This window comes from Afipia sp. GW822-FHT04G07 (assembly GCF_058800765.1).
Map to the genome: position 1 here is coordinate 2,370,106 of NZ_JBXAMP010000001.1, position 21,733 is coordinate 2,391,838.

At 62.0% G+C, this 21,733-nt stretch carries 20 protein-coding genes; 10 read left to right on the forward strand and 10 right to left on the reverse strand.

The annotated features are described in order from the left end of the window. The first annotated feature begins 10 nt into the window (after positions 1-10). Both AC1RKJ_RS11605 and AC1RKJ_RS11610 read left to right on the forward strand, forming a co-directional pair. Positions 11-1,033, forward strand: a complete 1,023-nt coding sequence (locus AC1RKJ_RS11605; RefSeq protein WP_492791109.1) for a FecCD family ABC transporter permease — start codon at positions 11-13, stop codon at positions 1,031-1,033. Continuing rightward, positions 1,030-1,815 (forward strand): ABC transporter ATP-binding protein, encoded by a 786-nt coding sequence (locus AC1RKJ_RS11610; RefSeq protein ID WP_492791110.1) that lies wholly within the window; start codon positions 1,030-1,032, stop codon positions 1,813-1,815. The genes AC1RKJ_RS11605 and AC1RKJ_RS11610 overlap by 4 nt, the downstream gene beginning before the upstream one ends. Before the next feature lie 3 nt (positions 1,816-1,818). Here the strand turns inward: AC1RKJ_RS11610 and AC1RKJ_RS11615 are convergent, their stop codons facing one another. Next, positions 1,819-3,615, reverse strand: coding sequence for a potassium/proton antiporter (locus AC1RKJ_RS11615; protein ID WP_492791111.1), 1,797 nt, complete (start codon positions 3,613-3,615; stop codon positions 1,819-1,821). 244 nt (positions 3,616-3,859) lie between these two features. Here AC1RKJ_RS11615 and AC1RKJ_RS11620 point away from each other — a divergent pair, with 244 nt between their 5' ends. The 4 genes from AC1RKJ_RS11620 to radC all read left to right on the forward strand — a co-directional run bounded on the left by AC1RKJ_RS11620 (position 3,860) and on the right by radC (position 7,717). Continuing rightward, on the forward strand, positions 3,860-5,173 hold the full coding sequence (locus tag AC1RKJ_RS11620; protein WP_492791112.1) for a mechanosensitive ion channel family protein: 1,314 nt from the start codon (positions 3,860-3,862) through the stop codon (positions 5,171-5,173). Positions 5,174-5,179: 6 nt separating this feature from the next. After that, positions 5,180-5,908 (forward strand): DNA/RNA nuclease SfsA, encoded by a 729-nt coding sequence (sfsA, locus tag AC1RKJ_RS11625; RefSeq protein WP_492791113.1) that lies wholly within the window; start codon positions 5,180-5,182, stop codon positions 5,906-5,908. A 128-nt stretch (positions 5,909-6,036) separates the two neighbouring features. Continuing rightward, entirely contained in the window at positions 6,037-6,861 is an 825-nt protein-coding gene (gene map, locus AC1RKJ_RS11630; protein ID WP_492791114.1) for a type I methionyl aminopeptidase, read from the forward strand. A 136-nt stretch (positions 6,862-6,997) separates the two neighbouring features. After that, complete coding sequence (gene radC, locus AC1RKJ_RS11635) at positions 6,998-7,717, forward strand: RadC family protein (protein ID WP_492791115.1); 720 nt, start codon at positions 6,998-7,000, stop codon at positions 7,715-7,717. A gap of 57 nt (positions 7,718-7,774) precedes the next feature. Here the strand turns inward: radC and AC1RKJ_RS11640 are convergent, their stop codons facing one another. From AC1RKJ_RS11640 to AC1RKJ_RS11660, 5 genes are all read right to left on the reverse strand, one after another. Next, on the reverse strand, positions 7,775-8,422 hold the full coding sequence (locus AC1RKJ_RS11640) for an AprI/Inh family metalloprotease inhibitor (RefSeq protein ID WP_492792715.1): 648 nt from the start codon (positions 8,420-8,422) through the stop codon (positions 7,775-7,777). An 83-nt stretch (positions 8,423-8,505) separates the two neighbouring features. Then, positions 8,506-9,489 carry a 2-hydroxyacid dehydrogenase gene (locus tag AC1RKJ_RS11645; protein WP_492791116.1) on the reverse strand — a complete coding sequence of 328 codons (984 nt, stop codon included), beginning with the start codon at positions 9,487-9,489 and terminating at the stop codon, positions 8,506-8,508. After that, positions 9,489-10,289, reverse strand: a complete 801-nt coding sequence (locus tag AC1RKJ_RS11650) for an ABC transporter permease (protein WP_492791117.1) — start codon at positions 10,287-10,289, stop codon at positions 9,489-9,491. The genes AC1RKJ_RS11645 and AC1RKJ_RS11650 overlap by 1 nt, the downstream gene beginning before the upstream one ends. Next, positions 10,286-11,116, reverse strand: a complete 831-nt coding sequence (locus tag AC1RKJ_RS11655) for an ABC transporter ATP-binding protein (protein ID WP_492791118.1) — start codon at positions 11,114-11,116, stop codon at positions 10,286-10,288. The genes AC1RKJ_RS11650 and AC1RKJ_RS11655 overlap by 4 nt, the downstream gene beginning before the upstream one ends. Positions 11,117-11,126: 10 nt before the next feature. Then, positions 11,127-12,152, reverse strand: a complete 1,026-nt coding sequence (locus AC1RKJ_RS11660) for an ABC transporter substrate-binding protein (RefSeq protein WP_492792716.1) — start codon at positions 12,150-12,152, stop codon at positions 11,127-11,129. Positions 12,153-12,303: 151 nt separating this feature from the next. On the opposite strand from AC1RKJ_RS11660, the gene AC1RKJ_RS11665 reads away from it, so the two are divergent. The 3 genes from AC1RKJ_RS11665 to AC1RKJ_RS11675 all read left to right on the forward strand — a co-directional run bounded on the left by AC1RKJ_RS11665 (position 12,304) and on the right by AC1RKJ_RS11675 (position 15,875). After that, entirely contained in the window at positions 12,304-13,122 is an 819-nt protein-coding gene (locus AC1RKJ_RS11665) for a creatininase family protein (RefSeq protein ID WP_492791119.1), read from the forward strand. A gap of 137 nt (positions 13,123-13,259) precedes the next feature. After that, on the forward strand, positions 13,260-13,526 hold the full coding sequence (locus tag AC1RKJ_RS11670; RefSeq protein WP_492791120.1) for a hypothetical protein: 267 nt from the start codon (positions 13,260-13,262) through the stop codon (positions 13,524-13,526). 333 nt (positions 13,527-13,859) lie between these two features. Beyond that, on the forward strand, positions 13,860-15,875 hold the full coding sequence (locus tag AC1RKJ_RS11675; protein WP_492791121.1) for a carbohydrate porin: 2,016 nt from the start codon (positions 13,860-13,862) through the stop codon (positions 15,873-15,875). On the opposite strand, the gene AC1RKJ_RS11680 is transcribed toward AC1RKJ_RS11675, so the two are convergent. From AC1RKJ_RS11680 to AC1RKJ_RS11695, 4 genes are all read right to left on the reverse strand, one after another. Further along, positions 15,872-17,539, reverse strand: coding sequence for an FMN-binding glutamate synthase family protein (locus AC1RKJ_RS11680; protein ID WP_492791122.1), 1,668 nt, complete (start codon positions 17,537-17,539; stop codon positions 15,872-15,874). The genes AC1RKJ_RS11675 and AC1RKJ_RS11680 overlap by 4 nt on opposite strands. Before the next feature lie 197 nt (positions 17,540-17,736). Further along, positions 17,737-18,567 (reverse strand): patatin-like phospholipase family protein, encoded by an 831-nt coding sequence (locus AC1RKJ_RS11685; protein ID WP_492791123.1) that lies wholly within the window; start codon positions 18,565-18,567, stop codon positions 17,737-17,739. Between the two features lie 169 nt (positions 18,568-18,736). After that, entirely contained in the window at positions 18,737-19,492 is a 756-nt protein-coding gene (locus AC1RKJ_RS11690) for an N-acyl homoserine lactonase family protein (protein WP_492792717.1), read from the reverse strand. Positions 19,493-19,620: 128 nt separating this feature from the next. Then, positions 19,621-20,316 carry a HoxN/HupN/NixA family nickel/cobalt transporter gene (locus AC1RKJ_RS11695; protein ID WP_492791124.1) on the reverse strand — a complete coding sequence of 232 codons (696 nt, stop codon included), beginning with the start codon at positions 20,314-20,316 and terminating at the stop codon, positions 19,621-19,623. 328 nt (positions 20,317-20,644) lie between these two features. On the opposite strand from AC1RKJ_RS11695, the gene AC1RKJ_RS11700 reads away from it, so the two are divergent. After that, positions 20,645-21,622: a Bug family tripartite tricarboxylate transporter substrate binding protein gene (locus AC1RKJ_RS11700; RefSeq protein ID WP_492791125.1), complete on the forward strand. Its 978-nt coding sequence runs from the start codon at positions 20,645-20,647 to the stop codon at positions 21,620-21,622. Positions 21,623-21,733 lie beyond the last annotated feature (111 nt).

The window sequence follows — 21,733 nt, forward strand, 5'->3', positions numbered from 1 at the left end:
TCGGATCAAGATGACCATCGATCGCCAGGCTCGTGAACAAGGCAATCTGCTGACAGTGACGCTCGCCATTCTGGTGGCTGCGCTATTCGCATTGTCGTTGATGACCGGGCCTGCGGATTTTTCACCTCGGGCGGTCGCGGCTGCGCTGTTTTCGGATCAGGGCGTCGTCTCGATCATCGTGCGCGACATTCGCCTGCCGCGAACGATTCTTGCCGCGCTGATCGGCGCCACGTTCGGATTGGCCGGCGCATCGCTGCAAGGACTGCTGCGCAATCCGCTCGCCGAACCCTCACTGTTCGGCGCGCCACAGGCAGCGGCGGCTGCTGCCGCCGCGATCATGGCATTCGGCTTCGCAGGCGCGCTGTCGCTGGCTGTGCCGCTCGGCGGCATTGCCGGCGCATTGCTGTCGGTCGGCGCGCTGGTCGCCATCGCCGGACGCCGCGCGTCGCTGACGGTCACGCTGCTGGCGGGTCTCGCGCTTGCGAGCCTCGCCGGTGCGGCTATCGCGCTGATCCTCAATCTTGCACCGAATCCCTATATCGCGCTCGAGATCGCGTTCTGGCTGCTCGGTTCGCTGCGGGATCGCAGCATGGAGCATGTCTGGCTCGCGGCACCGTTCATGATCGTGAGCTGGTTCGTGCTGGCGCTGAACGCCGGCGCGTTCCGTGCGCTGACTCTTGGCGAAGACGCGGCAGCCTCGCTCGGCGTCAATGTCGAGCGCACGCGCGTGCTGGTGGTGATCGGCGTCGCGCTCGGCGTCGGCGCTGCGGTTTCCGTGGCCGGCGCGATCTCGTTCGTCGGACTGGTCGCGCCGCATCTGGTACGCAGGTTCTACGGGTCCGATCCCGCGCGCGTGCTGCTGCCGGCGTCGCTCGCGGGCGCAGTGCTTCTGATGGCAGCCGACATCGCGGTGCGCCTGATCCCTGCCGTCATCGAGATCAAGATCGGCGTGGTGACCGCGCTGATCGGCGTACCGTTCTTCCTGGCGATGATCTTCCACGAGCGCCGCGCGCTGGAGGATAGTACCCAATGAAACAGAATGCTGCCCCGCGCCTCGTCGCCAACGCCGTCACGGTCGTCCGCGGTTCGCGCCGGATCGTGGACAGCGCCAATCTCACGCTGAACGCCGGCGAGTTCACGATTCTGGCCGGACCCAACGGCGCCGGCAAAACCACGCTGGCGCGCGTCATGGCCAATGTGATCGCAGCGGAAGGCACGGTGATGTTCGACGGCGGTAGTCTGCGCGATCTCGCGCCGCGCGTCAGGGCACGCGCCATTTCCTATCTGCCGCAGGGACATGAATTTCACTGGCCGATGCGGGTGGACAGCATCGTGGCGCTGGGCCGCGAACCGCATGCCGATCCGTTTTCACAAACGTCCGCAAGAGACCGCATCGCGATCGAGCGCGCCATGGAGGCAACTGCCACTGGCGAGTTTTCCGCGCGGCTGATCACGACGCTGTCGGGGGGCGAGCGCGCCCGCGTCGCTATCGCCCGGGCGCTAGCCACCGAAGCGTCGGTGCTGATCGCAGACGAGCCGACCGCGTCTCTCGATGAACGCCATCAGCTTATCGTCATGGACCTGCTTCAGCGCATCGCGCATCAGGGGACGGCGGTGCTGGCCATCATCCACGATCTCGCGCTGGCGATGCGCTTCGCGGACCGTGTCGTTGTGATGAATGAAGGCCGCATCGTCGCCAACGATACGCCCGCGCTTGCGCTGACGCCGGAACGCATCGCCGAGATTTTCGGCATCTCGGTCAATCGCGTCGAGACGCCGGACGGCCCGCTGCTGCTGCCGTCCCGGGCGCTGTAGCTTTCAGGCTCCGAGCAGCCAGGTCCAGATGCGCGACAGCTTGCGTTTCGCAATGCTGATGCGGGTCACGGGAGCGGCCGGCGGCGCTTCGTCCTCCGGCAGGCGCAGACCGACCACGCTTACCCGCGCGCCGCCGATATGACGCGCCACCAGCACGATGGAATCGAGCGGCAAGGTTGCGCCGATACGTGGCGCCTGATCGAGGTGAATATCGAAATAGTCCGCGAGCGTCAGATGCGCGTCGCTCGCCGCGATGGTGACGCCGTAGATGTCGGCCACATCCTTCAGGGTGACGTCACCCGGCATCGTGAAGTCGCCGAGCAGATGCGGGTCGGGCGCGGGCACGACATGCATGTCGACGAAGAACCGGTCCAGCGACTCGGCCTTCTCCGGCGGCGCAAGAAGATAAATGTAGTCGCCCTTGACCACCGGCTCGGCTTCGATTGGTGACAGAATTTTCTCGTCGCGGATCACCAGCGTCGGCTTCGACCACGATGGAATCAGACCGCGTTTCAGAAACAGGCTGTTGGCGCGGACGGAATATCCGACGAGCTGCTGCTCGAGTTGCCCCGGCAGATCCAGTTCGATACGCCGTGGGCCGCGATCTGCGCGCGGAAGCGCCACGTGAAGCCACCTCGCGGCCGGACCCAGCGTCCACCCCTGACAGAGCAGTGAAATGATGACGATGACGAAGGCGACATCGAAATAGACCTGCGCATTGGGCAGCCCGACCAGCATCGGAATCGACGCCAGAAAGATCGCGACCGCGCCACGCAGGCCGACCCACGAGATGAATATCTTCTCCCGCCAGTTAAACCGGAACGGCGCAAGGCAAAGGAACACCGCGACCGGCCGCGCCACCAGCATCAGCACCAGCGCGACGCCGACCGCCGGAAGCAACGTCCCGAGCGTCCGTTCGGGCGACACCAGCAGACCCAGCATCACGAACATGACGATCTGCGCGAGCCAGGTGGCGGCGTCGAGGAAGGCGACAACGGAATTATGCGCGCGCGTCGGCCGGTTGCCGATCAACATGCCTGCGAGATAGACCGCCAGAAATCCCGAGGAGTGGCAAATCTGAGCGACACCGAAGATCACCAGCGCCGCGGTGGTGACGAATGGCGCGTGCAATCCCTGTGGCAAAGAAACGCGGTTCAGCGCCAGCACCACCAGCCATCCGCCGACAACGCCGATCAGGCCGCCGAGAAAAACCTCGCGCCCGAATTGCAGGGCGACATGAAGCGAACTGCTTTGGCCGATCGACAGCAGTTCCACCAGCACCAGCGTCAGGAAGATCGCGAACGGATCGTTGGTTCCGGATTCGACCTCAAGCGTCGCGCCGACGCGCGGACGCAGCCGCAGACCTTGCGCATGGACCAGCAGGAAAACGGCGGCCGCGTCGGTGGACGCCACCACCGCGCCAAGCAAGAGTGCTTCGGGCCAGCCGATGTTCAGACCGTATTTCGCGACCGGAGCCGTGATCAGCGCGGTCACCAGGACGCCGACCGTGGCCAGCACCACCGAGGGTGCCAGAACGGTCCGGATGGTCTGGAACCTGGTTTTCAAACCGCCGTCGAACAGGATCAGCGCCAGCGCCAGCGAACCGACCAGATAGGTGGTGCGCACATCGTCGAAATGAAGTTGCCCCGGCCCGCTTTCGCCGGCCGCCATGCCGACGAACAGGAAGACCAGCAGCAAAGGCGCACCGAAGCGCAACGCCAGCAGGCTCGACAGGATGCCCGCCATCACGAGAACCGCGCCGAGAAGAATGGCAATGCTGACCGAGTCGAGGGATGCCATTAGTTCATGTGTGTCCGCGCGCCGCTTTCCCGAAAATACCTGCACTTGCATCAATATCGTCGCATCGGCCCAGCGCCAACCGTTTTGTCGCAGTGATCACGATTGTGCCGGATTTACTGGTGTTAAGTCCCCGGCACACACGATTTCCACGCGCTTGCGCCCCTCGAATGTGGGAATCTGGCATGCACTCGAATCGATCCGGGATGCCCATGCCGCGCTCCCTCTTTGCAAGGTCAAACTGACGATGGATTTGGACGACATCCAGCGGGCGCTGCAGGCGACAATCCGCTCCGCCGAGGCCTATCTCCTTTCGCCCTGGTTCTATTTCCAGGCCGGCGCCATCCTTGCCGCCGCCGGCCTATCGCTCGCGGCGGCGAGTTTCCTGCGCGCACGGGTCGACCCGACATCGCTGTCGATGGGCCTGCCGGCCCCGCTGCGGGTCCTGATCCGGGTGCTGATGAGCCGCGCCGGGACGATCATCTTCGCGCTGCTCACCAGCATCACCCGGGTTGTGCTGGTGCAGACCGATCTGCTGAGCCGCGGCTACCTGCTCTCGATTGCGACCAGCCTCGCCACAGCCTGGGTCATCATCCGGCTGGCGACCGGACTGATCCGCAACGAATTCGTGGTTCGCGCGGTCGCGGTGGCGGCCTGGATCGTCGCGGCACTCAGCATTATCGGCAAGCTCGACGAGGTGACGGCGGCGCTGGATTCGGTATCGATCCCGCTCGGCGCGCTGCGCGTCACGCCCCTGCTGATCCTGAAAGTCGCGGTTTCTCTGGGCATCGCGATGTGGCTGGTCGGCATGATCGGCAATTTTCTCGAATCGCGGATTTCGCGCTCGCGCGATCTGACCCCGTCGGTTCAGGTTCTCCTGATCAAGATGGTCCGCCTGCTGCTGATGGTGGCCGCTTTTGCGGTCGTGATGAGCGCCGCGGGCATCGATCTCTCCGCCTTTGCGCTATTTTCCGGCGCCATCGGCGTCGGCCTCGGCTTCGGCTTGCAGAAGATCGTCGCCAATTTCATCAGTGGCGTGATTCTGCTGGCGGACAAGTCGGTGAAGCCCGGTGATCTCATCACCATCGGCGATAGTTCGGGGAAGATCAGCGCGATGAACACGCGCTATATTTCCGTCGCGGCAGGCGACGGCCGCGAAATCCTGATCCCGAATGAAGATCTGGTGACCCAGCGCGTGGTCAACTGGACCTACACCAACAAGAACATGCTGGTGAAGGTCAATTTCGCGACCAATTACGACGCCGATCCGAACATCGTCTGCAAGCTTGCCATTGATATCGCATCCAAGACTGCGAACGTTGCGACCTTCAAGGCGCCAAATTGCCTGCTCACGGAATTCGCGGAAACAGGTATGAAATTCTCACTGACATTCTGGGTGGCCGATCTCGATGTCGGCGCCGACAATGTCCGCAGCGACGTCATGCTGAAGCTGTGGAATGCCTTCAAGAGCGAAAACATCCGCGTGCCCTATCCGGTGCGGGAAATCCGTGTGCGCGGCGGCGCGCTGCCGGTCGAAACCGTCGTCGACGTACAAAGCTGACACCACATGCGCTTTACCAGCGAGCTTGTCCCGGCGACCCTGATCCGCCGCTACAAACGCTTTCTTGCCGACGTGGAAATGGCGGACGGCACGATCCTCACCGCGCATGTCGCCAATCCCGGCGCCATGACCGGGTTGCAAGCCGAAGGCGCACGGGTCTGGCTGTCGAAGTCTCCGAGCCTTGCGCGCAAGCTGCCCTACTCGTGGGAACTGATTGAGGTCGACTTTGGCGACGCGCAGGAACTCGTCGGCGTCAACACCATGCATCCGAACCCGATCGTGGCCGAAGCGCTGGCCGCCGGCACAATCCCCGAATTGGCAGGCTATTCGAGTACTCGCCGCGAGGTGAAATACGGCCGTGTCATTAACGGCAAGGGCTCTCGTGTCGACTTTCTGCTGGAGGATCCCGCGCGCGCGCCTTGCTATGTCGAGGTCAAGAACGTGCATCTCATGCGCCGGACCGGCATCGCGGAATTCCCTGACTCGGTGACGGCGCGTGGCGCGAAGCATCTCGATGAACTTGCGGAGATGGTCGCCTCGGGCGCCCGCGCGGTCATGCTGTTCGTGATCCAGATCGGCTCGGCACGCTCCTTCGCGCTGGCCCGCGACATCGACCCTGCCTATGCACGCGCTTTCGACAAGGCACGCGCTGCCGGCGTCGAGGCCCTGGCATGGACCTGCAGCCTGAGCCGCGACGAAGTCAGGCTGGCGCGTTCCATTCCGATCGATCCTTGAAAAACGCCCGAAATAAGCCCTGAAAGCAAGGCTTGGCAGCCCGGCGGTTGGCGCCGCTTGCGTTGGAGGCTGCATCCACTAAATTGGGGAGGAATTCAGCAATTCCTCGATTTGAAGCCAGATTCCTCATGAACTACGTCGAAGCCACCGAAACCTCACTGCGCAAAACCGGCCAGATCAAGCTGCACGGCCCCGGTGCCTTCGCAGGCATGCGCAAGGCGGGAGCGCTGGTTGCGCGTTGTCTCGACGAATTGTCGGCCATCGTCCGGCCTGGCATCTTCACGTCGCAGATCGACGATTTCGTCCGGAAGTTCGCCTTCGATCACAAGTCGTATCCGGCAACGCTGATGTATCGCGGCTACCGCTATTCGACCTGCACCTCCATCAACCACGTCGTCTGCCACGGGATGCCCGGCGACCGCCAGCTCAAGGACGGCGACATCGTCAATGTGGACGTCACCTATATCGTCGATGGCTGGTATGGCGACTCGAGCCGGATGTACGCCGTCGGCGAGATTTCGCGGCGCGCGGAACGGCTGATCGACGTCACCTATGAAGCCATGATGCGCGGCATTGCCGCCGTGAAGCCCGGCGCCACCACCGGCGACATCGGTCACGCGATCCAGAGCTTCGTCGAGCCGCAACAGATGAGCGTGGTGCGCGACTTCTGCGGACATGGTCTCGGTCGGATGTTCCATGACGAGCCGAACATCATTCATATCGGCCGCCCCGGCGAAGGCGTCGTCCTGCGGCCGGGCATGTTCTTCACCATCGAGCCGATGATCAACCTCGGCAAGCCGCACGTGAAAGTCCTCGCCGACGGCTGGACCGCGGTGACTCGCGACCGTTCGCTGTCGGCGCAGTTCGAGCATTCGGTCGGCGTGACCCAGGATGGCGTGGAAATTTTCACGCTCTCTCCCGGCAAACTGGACAAGCCGCCTTACAAGGCCTGATGTCTGGCGCGCGGGCCGCAATGTCCGTCTCCAACATTTCAGTGTGGGCTCTTGTTTCTTGATACGCTATAATGCCGGTTGCAAATGCGGCCGGGCGCGGCGATGCTCGCAGTATATTTGAGCACGTATTCGCGCCATGCCTATCGACCCCGACGATCCAGCAGCTCCGTCCGGATTTTCCGAAGCGCCGCACTATCACGGCCATCGCGAACGGCTGCGCGACCGCTTCCGCGAGGCAGGTGCGGATGCGTTGAGCGACTATGAACTGCTTGAGATGGTGCTGTTTCGCGCGCTGCCGCGGCGCGACGTCAAGCCATTGGCCAAGGCGCTGATCGTGAAATTCGGATCGTTCGCCGAGACGGTTCACGCGCCGGAGTTGCGTCTGAAGGAAGTCAGCGGTCTCGGAGATTCAGCGATCACCGAGATCAAGCTGATCGCGGCGACCGCGAGCCGGGTCGCAAAGGGGCAACTCAAGCAGAAGACCGTGCTGTCGTCATGGTCGTCGGTGATCGACTACTGCCGCGCCGCCATGGCCTTCGCCGACAAGGAGCAATTCCGGATTCTGTTTCTGGACAAGCGCAATCAATTGATCGCGGATGAATTGCAGCAGGTCGGCACCGTCGACCACACCCCGGTTTATCCGCGTGAGGTGGTCAAACGCGCGCTGGAATTATCCGCGACCGCTATCATTCTGGTGCACAATCATCCGTCCGGCGATCCCACGCCATCGACCGCCGACATCCAGATGACCAAATCGATCATGGCTATCTCGAGCCCGCTCGGGATCTCGGTGCACGATCACATCATCGTCGGGAAGAACGGCCACGCCAGCCTGAAGGGCCTGCGGCTGATGTAGGGCATGATCCCGAAAAGTGGAATCCGGCTTCGGAAAAGATCATGTCTCAAATAAACGCTACTGCCGCGTCAGCAGCAGCGGATCGGCACTGTCGGGAACGCGCCGCCATTGTGCATTATCGTCGGCCTCGAAGCGCCAGATTTCGCCCTTGGCCGATGACAGAAGCAGTTCGCCGCGCTCGATGCGCCATACCGTCGGCGCAAAAGCCGCCACAAGTGGATCGCAGCGCGGCTTCAGGTAGACCGCGAAATTCTCCGGCGTCGTTTCGGTGTTGGTGAGCGTCAGTCCGCAGATCGACTTGCCGCTGCCCCGCACCATCGCCCAGTCGCCGATCAACTGGTCAGCGGATTTCGACAGGGCACGGGCGGCAGCGAGATTCTGCAACAGATAAACCCCTTCTCCCTGCCGCAGTCCCTCGAAAATGCCGCTTTCGACCTCGGTCACATCGATGACTGACTGTCCCTTGGCGTCTTGCAGACGGACGATGTCGAGACCCTTCACACTCCAGGCTACAATGGCCTTGGTGAAAGGCATCGCATCGCCGCAACCTTTATCAAGTTCGAGTTTCAATCCTTGCGGTGTCGAATCGCTCTTGAGCGTGATGACGCAGGTTTTGTCGCGGCCCGCCGTCGACAACTCCCACTGCCCGATCATGTCGCCGGTGAGCGATCGCGTATCCTGCGCCGCGGCGTTCAACGCACTCATAACGAACGCGGCGAAGGCAAGCAGGCAAGCCTGCTTGCTCAACCACGATCTCATGAATCCGAAGCGCCCGACGCCGGTCACGATCAGCGGCCTTTCACCGGCGTCTCGGCGATCGGCGTGATCGGCGGCTTGCCGGCGAACCAGTCCTTGAGATTATCGACGACGAGTTGGTCCATCGCGTTGCGCGTGGTGATGGAAGCGGAGGCGATATGCGGCAGCAGCACCACGTTCTGCATTGTCTTCAGCGCGTCAGGCACCTGCGGCTCGTTCGCGAACACATCGAGGCCTGCTGCCATGATGGTGCCATCCTTGAGCGCCGCGATCAGCGCCTCCTCATCCACCACCGAGCCACGCGCGACATTGATGAGAACGCCGCGCGGCCCGAGCGCCTTGAGCACATCGGCGTTGATCATCTTCAACGTCGACGGGCCGCCGGGCGTGATCGCGATCAGCGTATCGACCTCCTTCGCCATCTCGATCAGGTTGGGATAGTGCTTATGCGTGACGCCCTTTGCCGGGTTGCGCGAATGATAGACCACCGGCACCAGCGACGCGTCCAGACGGCGCGCGATGGCCTGACCGATGCGGCCCATGCCGACCATGCCGACCTTGCGGTCACGCAGCGAGCCGGGACTGAGCGGAAAACTCCGCGTAGTCCAGTGTCCCGCGCGCAGATAGCGGTCCGCCTTGATGAATTCGCGCACCGTTGCGATCAAAAGGCCGAGCGCGGTGTCCGCGACTTCTTCGGTCAGAACGTCGGGCGTATTGCAGACGATGATGTTGTGTTCGGCAGCGTACTTGGAATCGATATGGTCATAGCCGACACCGAAGCTGGAGACGATCTCGGTCTTGGGAAACTTCGCCAGCATCGCGGCGTCAGCCTGCACCAGGCCGGTGACGGCGATACCGCGGATACGGGCGGCCACGTCGGGCGTCAGCCGGCTGAGATCGTGCTGGTTCTCGAATTTGTGCAGAACAAAATTTGCGGGAAAACCTCCATCGATCACCGGCTTCGACGGCCCGTAAACCAGCACATCGACCTTTTCCTGAGAACCATTGGCAGCCATTAGTTTTCCTTTCCAAGCGCACTTTCGTGCCAGCGTCGTAGCACAAGATAGGAGGCCAGCGAGAGGCCCAAATAAATGACAATTCCAGCAATCGAGAGCAACAACAGCGCCGCGAACATCCGCGGAATATTGAGCCGGTAGCCGGCCTCCGCGATCCGATACGCCAGCCCGGAACCCGCCCCGGCGGAGCCCGCCGCGATTTCGGCGACCACCGCACCGATCAGCGACAGCCCGCCTGCGATACGTAGACCGCCGAGAATATGCGGCAGTGCCGAAGGCAGTTTCAGATAACGCAGCGTCTGCGTCCGCGACGCGCCGTACAATTCAAACAGCCCGAGCAAATTGCGGTCGACCGAATTGAGTCCGAGTGTCGTGTTGGACAGCACCGGAAAAAACGCGACGATCCAGGCGCAGACCACGACCGCCGCGTGCTGTGGAAGATAAATCAGCAGCAGCGGCGCGATGGCGATCACCGGCGTGACCTGAAGGATCACCGCGTAGGGCAGCAACGAATATTCCAGCCATTTCGAGCGGCTGAACAGCACCGCGAGCGCAATGCCGCCGACGGCAGCCGCGATGAAGCCCTGAACAGTGGTAGACAGAGTCGTCAGCAGCGACCCAAACAGGATCGGCCAATCCTGAACCAGCGTCGTAAACACCACGCTCGGCGCGGGCAGCACATAGGCGGGAAGATTGTTGACACGGACGACCGCCTCCCAGATGGCAACGCCAGCGGCGAGTGCGAGCAGTGGCAGCACGATCTTCAGAAGCCGTGACGGCGATGTGTCGCGCGCCGTCATCGGACAATCCCGGCGTTGATGGGTCCGGTCATACTGGCTGTGGCGAGCCCCGCAGACACGTCGCGACAGTGACCTGCATATTCAGACGACGTGCGGAAATCCTCGCCGCGCGGCTCGGCGGCATCGATGCGAAATTCCTGCGCGATCCGGCCGGGACGCGATGTCATGATCAGCACGCGCTGCGACAGGTAGACCGACTCGAACACTGAATGCGTCACGAAGACGATGGTCTTTCCCAGCTTGCGCCACAGCACGAGCAGATCGTTGTTCAGCCGAAAGCGCGTGATTTCGTCAAGGGCGGCGAACGGTTCGTCCATCAAAAGAATATCCGGGTCGGTCACCAGCGCCCGCGCCAGTGAGACCCGCATCTTCATGCCGCCGGACAGTTCGCGCGGATAGACCTCCGCGAACTCCGTCAGCCCGACTTGCGCCAGCGCCTGATCAACGCGTGACGTTGCGGCCGCCTGCGAAATGTGCGCGAGCGTGAGCGGAAGCTGCACGTTGTCGCGCACCCTCGCCCACGGCATCAGCGTCGGCTCCTGAAACACAAACCCGATGTTGTGATTGTCTTTCGAACGGTCCCGTGTCCCCGCAACATGCACGCGGCCTGTGGTCGGCTCGCTCAGGCCGGCAATGATGCGCAGCGCCGTGGACTTGCCGCAGCCTGACGGTCCAAGCAATGAAACGAACTCGCCGCTGCGAACAGTCAGGTCGAACGGCCCAAGGGCTGAGACGCCGTTGCCATAGATCTTGGTGACGTCGCGCAGCGATACCGCCGCGCCGCCCGGCGGCATATCGCCCACATCGTCAGCTTCGAGGAGGGACATATGCGCGCCGTCAGTTTTTCGGCCGCAGATCGAGGCCGATCGCCTTGTTGACGAAGCGCAGGGTGTAAGCCTTGCGGTAATCGATGTCGCGCCGCGTTACCCCCGCCTTGGCCATCTTGCTGTAAAAATCAGCCATACGCGCGTCATTCATCGCTCCGATCCCATCCTTCAGCGCGTCTCCTGAATCCACGATGCCGTACTGCTTCATCTTGTCGACCGAATAGGCGAGCAGGTCGTCCGTCATGTCGGGATTGGCCTTCTTGATTAGGGCGTTGCCGGGACGGTTATCGCGGTAAAGGTAATTGTACCATCCGGTCACCGAGGCATCGACAAAGCGCTGCACCAGATCAGCCTTCTTCTCGGCATACGCGGTTCGCGTCTCGATCAGCGTCGAATAGGCGGTGAAGCCGTAGTCAGCAAGCAGGATCACGGTCGGCTTGAACTTCGCCCGTTTCTCGACGGCATAGGGCTCGGACGTCACATAGCCCTGCATCGCGCTGGCCTTGTCGGCCAGAAACGGCTGCGCATTGAAGGTGTAGGGCTTCACGTTATCCTCGCTGAAACCGTACTCGGATTTCAGCCACTGGAAATAGGTTGGCATTCCCTCCTTGGACACGAACAGCGTGAGCGGCTTGAGATCTTCAAGCTTCGTGACCTTGGATTCGGGATGCGCGAGGAACACCTGCGGATCTTTCTGGAAGATCGCCGCAATGGCGACCACGGGCACGTTGTTGGCGACCGCATCGAACGATTGCAGCGTGTTCGCGCTCATGAAGAAATCGAGCTTGCCGGCGATCAGCTGGATGCGATTGTTGACATTGGGGCCGCCGGGCACGATCGTGACATCGAGGCCGTAGCTCTTGTAGGTGCCGTCCGCGACGGCCTGATAGAAGCCGCCGTGCTCGGCCTGCGCCACCCAGTTGGTGCCGAACGACACCTTGTCGAGATCGGTCGCCGTTTGCGCGCTAGCGGGCATCCCCGCGGTCCAGAGCGCCATTCCGATGATTAACGCTCGCAGCAAAAGGCCGGATGGCATCATTGGACTCCGTGGATCGTTTTGCCCCATGATGGGCAATGAAGGCGATTGGCTCGTCTGGGTGGCTGGCATCCTTGCGGCGCGACGCGCCCCGCGAAACTACCCTGCAAATTGCTCCAGATAAACGTCTGTTCGAAGAAACGTACGCGCGATGACCACAAGACCCCCGCACGACTGGACCGAGATGCGCCTGTCCGATGTCGACAAGGCCGATGCTTCGCGCTGGATCGCGGTGCTGCCGCTCGCCGCGACGGAACAGCATGGTCCGCATCTGCCGTTCGAGACCGATACACTGATCGCGCAGGCTTATCTCACGCGCGTTCGCCAGATCCTGCCGGATGATTTGCCGGTCACTTTCTTGCCGATCGAACCGGTCGGCATTTCGACCGAACACACCGCCTATCCGGGTACCCTGACGCTGGCGACGGACGCCGCGCTGAACAAATGGATGGCGCTCGGCGATGCGGTGGCAAATGCGGGATTGAGAAAACTCATTATCGTCACAAGCCACGGCGGCAACAGCGCCGCTATGGCGCTGATCGCGCAGGATTTGCGCGCGAAGCATGAGATGCTGGCTGTCACCACAAGCTGGAGCCGGTTCGGCGCGCCGGAAGGCCTGTTCAGCACCGATGAAATCCGTTTCGGCATTCACGGCGGCGCAGTGGAGACCTCGATCATGCTCGCGGCGTTTCCGGATCGTGTCCGCAAAGACCGGATCGCTAATTTTGAATCCGCTGAAAAGAAAATGACGACGGAATTCCGCTGGCTCTCCGCGGGCCGTCCCGCGCCGTTCGCGTGGGCGATGCAGGACCTCAACCCCAAGGGCGCTGTCGGCGATGCAACGGCGGCTACCGCCGAGAAAGGCCAAGCGCTGATCGAGCATGGCGCGCGCGCTTTCGTCGAACTGCTGGCCGACGTCGATAAATTCGATCTCGTGCGCCTCTCAAATCGGCCAGAGATTCTTCGATAAACCTATAACATATTGATAATATTATATTTTATTTCCTGATCGATTTTTCGCACCGGCATTCGAACCGAATTCCGAAAGCTCGCCACCAATTGGCATGCGGTCCAGACGGTCCGCCCCAAACAAGGATGGAGAGTTCCATGTCGATCAAGACCAAGATTGCCGCCCTCGCAGTTGCCGCTCTGACCCTGACCGGCGGTATCGCTGCCACCACCCAGGAAGCCCAGGCCGGCAAATTTCATCATCATCACGGCATCGGTATCGGCCTCGCCGCAGGCGCGCTGTTTGCCGCCGCTGCTGCCAGCAACGCTTACGGCTACGATGGTTACGGCTATCGCCGCTGCGGCTGGGTCCGCCAGTTCGACGCTTACGGCAACTACATCGGCCGCGTTCGCAGCTGCTACTGATCGAATTCAAGGTTGAGTTCGGCGCGACGCCTCATCCACGCCGCGTCGACCCAAGGACCCGCCCGGTTGTCCCCCCGGGCGGGTCATTTTTTTGCTTGTTCACACCCGCAATCCGCTCCTCAATTTTTAGCCAAACCGCTGCGTCGTGCGCTTGTCACACAGCGATGTCATGGCTCCGGCAGGCCGACACCGGCTACCCGACCACCAAATCCGTTGCTACAAACCCAGAATAGATACTTGCGAACTATTCGCAAATACATCCAAATGCTTGGAAATTGGGGGCGTTTCTGATGCCCTGCGACGCAACGACATCATTCCGCGAATCGGCGCTTCATGACACGGCGATCACATCATCCACGAATTCTGAGAGGAGCTATCGCCGGGCTTCTACTTGGCGCGACGCCACTTGAGAACGCTCTGGCCGCCGACAAGCCACTTGCCTGGCCGGTCAAGGCACCGCGCGCCATGCCCGCTTACGACTGGACCGGCCTCTATGTCGGCGGGCACGCCGGTTATGGCGGCGGCAGTTTCGGTCCCGGTACCCATCCGCTTCCGCAGCAGGGCATCTTTTTTCCGCACAGCATCACGGGTCTGATCGGCGGCTATCAGGCGGGCTACAATCGTCAGCTTGCAAACAAGTGGGTGCTCGGCGTCGAAGCGGACGTGTCGTTTCCAAGTCCGCCGGATCAGCCGAAATTGGTGCCAGCGCCGTTCAACACAACGTTCGATTATTTCGGCACGGTGCGCGGCCGCGTCGGATACGCATTTGGAACCGTGCTGCCCTATGTCACCGGCGGCATGGCGTGGGGACGAACCCACGTGGATCTCAACAATGCAGCCGGCGAAATTGTCGACATGAAAGCCCGCATGCACCTCGGCTGGGTCGCGGGTGCCGGCGTTGAGTTTGCCATGGGCGGCAACTGGAGCGGCAAGGTCGAATACAACTACCTCGATCTCGGCGCGCGGACTTACGGACTCGGCGATGTACCGTTGCCGAATGTCACCGCAACTCCTCAGGTTCACGCGATCAAGGTCGGCATGAACTACCGGCTGTGGGACACGCCGCCCTGGATTGCGGGCGACACGATCAAGCGGCCTTCGCTTCCGGAATCGAACGACTGGAACGTCCACGGCCAGACCACGGTGATCACGCAGGGCTATCCCGCCTTCCGCGCGCCGTATCAGGGCGTGAACAGCTTGCCCGGTGCCGGGCGCACCCGCGAGACGTGGACGGTCGGCGCATTTCTCGGCTGGCGGTTGTGGGAGGGCGGAGAATTCTACTTCAATCCCGAACTGGCGCAGGGGTTCGGCATCGGCGGCACGCTGGGCCTTGCCGGGTTCTCCAATGGCGAAGCGCAGAAGGGCGGCGCGGAATATCCGAGGTTTCGTGCCCAGCGTTACTTCCTGCGCCAGACATTCGGTCTTGGCGGCGAACAGGAAGACGTGGCCGACGCCGCCAATCAGTTGCCCGGCAAGCGCGACATCGACCGCGTCACGGTCACGGTCGGACGCTTTGCAATCGGCGATTTCTTCGATGGCAATTCCTATGCGAAAGACCCGCGCATCGATTTCATGAACTGGGCGATGTGGGCGTCCGCGGCGTATGATTTTCCGGCCGACCTGCCCGGCCTTACGCGCGGCGCAGTCGTCGAACTCAACCGCAAGACCTGGGCAATCAGGGCCGGCCTGTTCCAGGTGCCGTCCCGACCGAACAGCGACGTCCTGACCTTCAAGACCGGCGGCGCGGTGGTGGAGTTTGAAGAGCGTCATACGATTTTCAGCCAGCCCGGCAAATTGCGGTTCGGCGTCTTTGCCAACCGGGGCAACACCGCCAGCTATCGCGATGTTCTCGGGATCAGCGCGGCGAATCCAGGCCTCGACATCAATGACATCGTCACCGGCGAGCGGCGCGAGCGATCGAAGTATGGATTCTATGTCAACGCCGAGCAGCAGGTCGCAACCGACGTCGGCGTCTTTGCACGCGCCAGCTGGAACGACGGTCAGAATGAAATCCTGTCATTCACGGACATCGATCGCAGCGTGTCGGGCGGCGTTTCGATCAAGGGCAGCTACTGGGGCCGGCCCACCGACACGATCGGGCTGGGCGGCGCCATCAACGGGCTCTCGGGCGCGCACCGCGATTTCCTCGCCGCAGGCGGCAAGGGTCTTCTGATCGGCGACGGCCGGTTGAACTACAGCAACGAGCGCATTCTCGAAACCTATTATGCGCTGGCCCTCGATAAAACGTTCACGCTCACGGCGGATTACCAACTGATCGTAAACCCCGCCTACAACACAGACCGCGGACCCGTCTCGATTTTCTCGGCCCGCCTGCACGGCGAGTTCTAGCCACGCACGGCAACCGGCGCGGATACCGTTGCAGGCATCGCCGGAAGTGGCGCAAACGATTCAGCTTGTGCGAACGCCCAGGCATGGAAGCGCGGGTTATCGACCTTGCCTTCCAGCAGTTCGCCGGGACGAAGCTGCGGATAAAGCCGCGCGAACGACAGAACGTCCGTTCCCGATATACGATGCGAGAAATGGATCGGACGGATTTCCTGCGGATGGCTGAGGCCCGCGGCTGCGATCAACTCGGCCAGCGCATGAAGCGTTGCGTGATGATAGTTGTAAACCCGTGTCGTCTTGTCCGGCACCACGAGCGCGCGATTTCGCGTCGGATCCTGCGTCGTCACGCCGGTCGGGCAGCGATCCGTGTGGCAGCTCAACGACTGGATGCACCCCAGCGCGAACATGAATCCGCGCGCGGAGTTGCACCAGTCCGCGCCCAGCGCCATGGCACGCGCGAGATCGAACCCCGTCGCAATCTTGCCCGCCGCACCGATCCGCACGCGATCCCGCGCATTGATGCCGATCAAGGCGTTATGAACGAAGCTGACGCCTTCGCGCATCGGCATGCCGAGATGGTCCATGAATTCGGCGGGTGCAGCGCCGGTGCCGCCTTCCTTGCCGTCGACCACAATGAAGTCGGGATAGATTCCGGTCTTGACCATCGCCTTGCAGATCGCGAGAAACTCCCAGCGATGGCCGATGCAAAGTTTGAAGCCCACCGGCTTGCCGCCCGACAGCCGCCGCATCTCGCCGATGAACTGCATCATCTCGATGGGCGTCGAGAACGCGCGATGATAGGCGGGCGAAATGCAATCCTCGCCCATCGCGACGCCGCGAATGCGCGAAATTTCCTCGGACACTTTCGCGGCCGGAAGCACACCGCCATGACCGGGCTTCGCGCCCTGACTGACTTTCAATTCGACCATCTTGATCTGGTCATCGCTCGCGACCTTCGCGAACAATTCGGGGTTGAACGTTCCATCCGGATTGCGGCAGCCGAAGTATCCCGATCCGATTTCCCAGATCAGGTCGCCGCCGTTCTCGCGATGGTAAGGGCTGACGCCACCCTCGCCGGTGTCGTGCGCGAAATTTCCCTTCTTCGCGCCGGCATTGAGCGCGCGCACAGCGTTCGGGCTGAGCGCGCCGAAACTCATGGCGGAGATATTGAAGACCGACGCAGAATACGGCTTGGTGCAATCCGGTCCGCCGATCGTGACGCGGAAGTGTTCGTCGGCCAGCGGCTTCGGCGAGACCGAGTGGTTCATCCACTCATAACCTTCGGCGTAAACATCTTCCTGCGTGCCGAACGGGCGCTTGTCGAGCACCATCTTCGCGCGCTGATAGACCACGGCGCGGGTGTCGCGGCTGAACGGCTTGCCGTCTTTCTCGCTCTCGAAGAAATACTGCCGCATCTCCGGCCGGATTTCTTCCAGCAGAAACCGGATATGCGCGGAGATCGGATAGTTGCGCAGAACGGCGTGGCTCTTCTGAAGAATATCGTTGATGCCGAGTATCGACAGCGATCCGAAAATTGTAATCGGAATTGCAAACAAGACGATGTCGTCGAAATCGTAAATCGCGCCGCAAACCAGCAAGACGGTGATCAAAATGCAGAGCGTCAGGACAATGAACCGCGGCGAAAACGGAAGCATGAGAGTTTGCATAAAAACCTCGATAGCGGGTTCGGCAAAACGCCGGGCATCGGTGAAAATCATACACGAAACCGGCGAGCATCGACATCAACAGTGAGGCGGAGATGAGAGACGCCCTGACGTCATCCTGTCATATCGCGCGCGTAGGGCTTGCAGTCCGAGGCTTGTTGCAGAGCAATATTTCGCCGCGGCCGGCCGTTATTCGACGATCAATGCCGGTGCGGACGCATCTCGCCTGGGATACCGCCCTTCTCGAGCCCACCATCGGCGAGCCACGCATCCGTGTTTTTGATCGCGCGCGTGATGTGGTCGTCTGTCCGGGTGAAATCATACGGCGAGCCTACCAGCGGACAGAGTGGCGGCACGACGTAGTAATCGATGCTCGGCTCAAGATACTCCAGTTCGGTAGTCATCTGACGGGAAATCAGCAGCGTCAGCGCGTGCAGCGCGGTTGCGACCGCGCCGACCGGGGGATCGGTCCCCGCGCAGGCAAACCCGGTCGGCATAATTATCAGCCGGCGCGCGCCTTTCGCGATGGCGACGCGGATTGGCGTGTTGCTCGATATGGCGCCGTCAGCAAGAAACCGGCCTTGATGCCTCACCGGCGCGAACGCTCCGGGAATCGCCGTGCTGGCCACGATGGCTTCGGCAGCGGAGCCTTCCGATAGCACCACCGTCTCGCCGGAAACGATGTCGGTGGTCACGATATGAACCGGCACGACCGCCTCTTCCAGATTCTTGTACGGGAGATGGTCCTCGATCAGCTTGCGGATGCCATCATGCGAAATGAGGAAATCACGGCGCCACAAAAACCCGAAGAACGCATGGAGTGTCACCGGAAAGACATCACGCCGCGTCAGCCCTCGCCAGATGTCCGCCAGTTTCTTGACGCCATCCAGCGTCGGCGCGCCGGCATAATAGGCGCCATTCATGGCGCCGACGCTCGACCCCACCACAAGGTCGGCCGTGACCCCATGAGCCGCCAGCGCCTGCATCATCCCGACCTGAATCGCACCGAAACTTCCGCCACCTGCGAACACGAAGGCTGTCTTTGTTCCCGATTGACCGTCTCTGCCGTGCATTGCGTGCAAACTCGTCTCTACCTTATTGATCCCCGGCCGGTTCGCAGCGGACTGGTTGAACCTATATCAACGGGCGCTCAAGCATCGCAATCAAGATTGCTTGTTCGGCTCGCGACGATATTCGGCGCTAGCCGGCGAATGAACGCTTCGGGTTTTTATGCAGCGCAACCGCATCGGCTGTGTCGCTTGCGCGGGGATAAAGTTCGCGTACCAGCGGATCGTGGCCGGGAATGACGCGATCGCGATGGCCTGCAAGCCGCTCCACGGTTTTCCAGCCTTCCATCATGGAGCCGAGGTTGTAGATGATCGGGAACGGGTTGCCGCGGTGCATGTTGGCGTAATAGTGCGCCGCATCGGATGCCAGCACCACGGGCCCGCGTTCGGTTTCGACGCGCACCACCTGCAAACCATCAGAATGGCCGCCGACGCGATGCAACGTCACGCCGGGCGCAATCTCATCATCGCCGTCATGAAACACGACGCGCTCGCCGAACACATGACGCACCATCAGCGTCACGTCTTCCACCGAGAACGGATGACGCAGCAGGCCATGGCACATGCAGCGGCCGGTGGCGAAGCTCATTTCGCGATCCTGCAGATGAAACCGCGCATTGGGAAAGCGGTCGAGGTTTCCGGCGTGATCGTAGTGCAGATGCGTGATGACCACATCGCGAATCGTATCGGGATGAACGCCGAACTGTTTGAGCGCATCGGCGGGATTGATCGTCAGCGTTCGCGACCGCTCGCGCGCGGCGACCTCGTTGAAACCGGTATCGACCAGGATGTCGCCGCCGCGGATCAGCCAGACGTAATAATCGAGATCGGCGCCTTCGTTATGCGGATCCGGCATCATGAAATTCATATGCGGCGGCCGTCCCGTCATCGTCGCATAACGGATGGCGTAAATCTCGCGGTGATGGGTCAAGGCGTCCTCGTCGGCTGTTTTTCGCTTTTGCGCCAGTCTGCACACCGGCAGCCACGGCGACAAGCTGCGCGAGGGAATGCGTGCTCTTAAGCAAACGCCGTCGCGTAGACCGTCATGGCTCCGATTCCGATCGTCACGACGCCGACGACGCCTTGCAGCGTGCGATTGGCCCAGGTCAGCCAGCGCGCGGAGACGACAAGCGGCACCGCGATCACTGCTGACAGCGCGCCCATGCCCACCATCGACCCTACTCCGAACAGCAGTACGTACAGCAACCCATCCGCCGGGCTCGCGGCCTGCGTCACCGCAAGCACAAGCAATGCAGCCGAGCCGGCCATGCCGTGCATCAGCCCGACCAGCAGCGTTCGCCATCGAAAGCCGTGCGAGTGCGCGTGACTGCTGCGCTGATGCGGAACCGCATCCGCGGCATGGCTATGCAGATGAAAGTGCTCGGTGCCGTCGCCGTGACGATGCTGGTGGAAATGCACGCGGTCGCGCCACAGCCGCCACAGCACATGCGCGCCAAGCCCGACCAGCATGATACCGACTGCGGTTTCCAACGGACCCGAGACGTGTTCGGGAATGGCATGACCGAGCAGAATGGCCGCACCGGCGAAGACGAACAGCGTGACGGTGTGGCCCAGCCCCCAGGTCAGTCCATGCTTGACGATGTCGCCGAGATTGGCGCGCCGGGCGGCGATGCTGGATACCGCCGCGATATGATCGGCTTCGAGCGCGTGCTGCATTCCGAGAAGGAAGCCAAAACCCAGAATTCCGAACATCCGCGCTACGATCTCGCTTGAAAGGTCACCCCAGCGAACGCTTGCATGTGATGTATGACATCGTCAATAATTCATCATACTAAGGAGAGCTTGAGCGCGCCAGCGCGGGGCGGTCGACATCCTGGCAGCAGGGCACCGGCTTCAAATCTTCGACGCGGGGTGGCGCAGCGACGATAAGACCCGTTGTCCGGATGGCTGGCTTGCTGGATTATGCGCGGCTTTTCGCAGCGCTTACGACATCGCTGCCTATCTGTTTATCCATCACTCCGGAGCGATCCGGCAAAAACGCGGCGGCACAAGCTGTGCGCAAATTCAGGGAGGAAAGACCGTGAACGTCAAATTCGGTTGTTACGCTTTATTCACGCTGCTGGCTGGGTCTGTCATGACCAGCCCGGCCCAGGCTCAATCATGGCCGACCAAACCGGTCACTTTCGTTGTGCCGTTCGCAGCCGGTGGCGGCACCGACGCTTTTGCCCGCCCGCTCGCGGCCCAGCTCGACCAGCAACTGGGCCAGCGCGTAATCATCGAAAACCGCGCAGGCGCGGGTGGCACGGTGGGCGCATCGCAGGCGTCGAAGGCTTCGCCCGACGGCTATACTTTTTTCGTCGGCGCGGCTCATCACGCCATTGCGCCAGCGCTGTACCCCAATCTCGACTACAACCTTGAGAAGGATTTCATCCCCGTCGCGCTGATAGCGCGGCCGCCGCAGGTCATCGTCGTCAATCCCGACAAGGTTGCCGCCAAGACCCTCGCCGACTTCGTGGCTTACCTGAAGGCCAACCCGGACAAGCTCAACTACGGCTCTGCCGGGGCCGGCACCACGCATCATCTCGCCGGTGAACTGTTCAAGATCCAGACCAAGACACGCATCCTCCATGTGCCTTATCGCGGCGCGGGGCCTGCGATGCAGGACCTCGTCGCCGGCCATGTGCCGCTGGTATTCGACGGGCTTGGCTCGTCGGCACCGCAAATCCGGAGCGGACAGTTGCGGGCGCTCGCGGTTGCGGCTCCAAAACGTGTGCCGGCATTCCCCGATGTGCCGACCGCTGCGGAAGCAGGCGTCCAAGGCTACGAGGTCTCGACGTGGTACGGCGTTTTCGCGCCGAAGAACACGCCGCCCGCGATCGTGGAGCGCATGACCAAGGAATTGCAGAAGGCCTTGCAAAACCCGACGATCAAGGACGCCTGGGAACGCAATGGCTCTGACGTTCCCGATGTGACCGGCCCCGCATTCGCAACCATGGTGTCCGCGGAAACCGTGCGCTGGCAGAAGGTCGTGAGCGAAGCAGGCGTGAAGCTGGACTAGAGCGCACGCAACCGGCGAGACCAATCGATGTCGCGGTGAGAACTCGCCGCGACATCGCTTACCGCAGCAAATGCGAACCTGATTGCAGTTCGCCTTGAAACCGCCGACCTC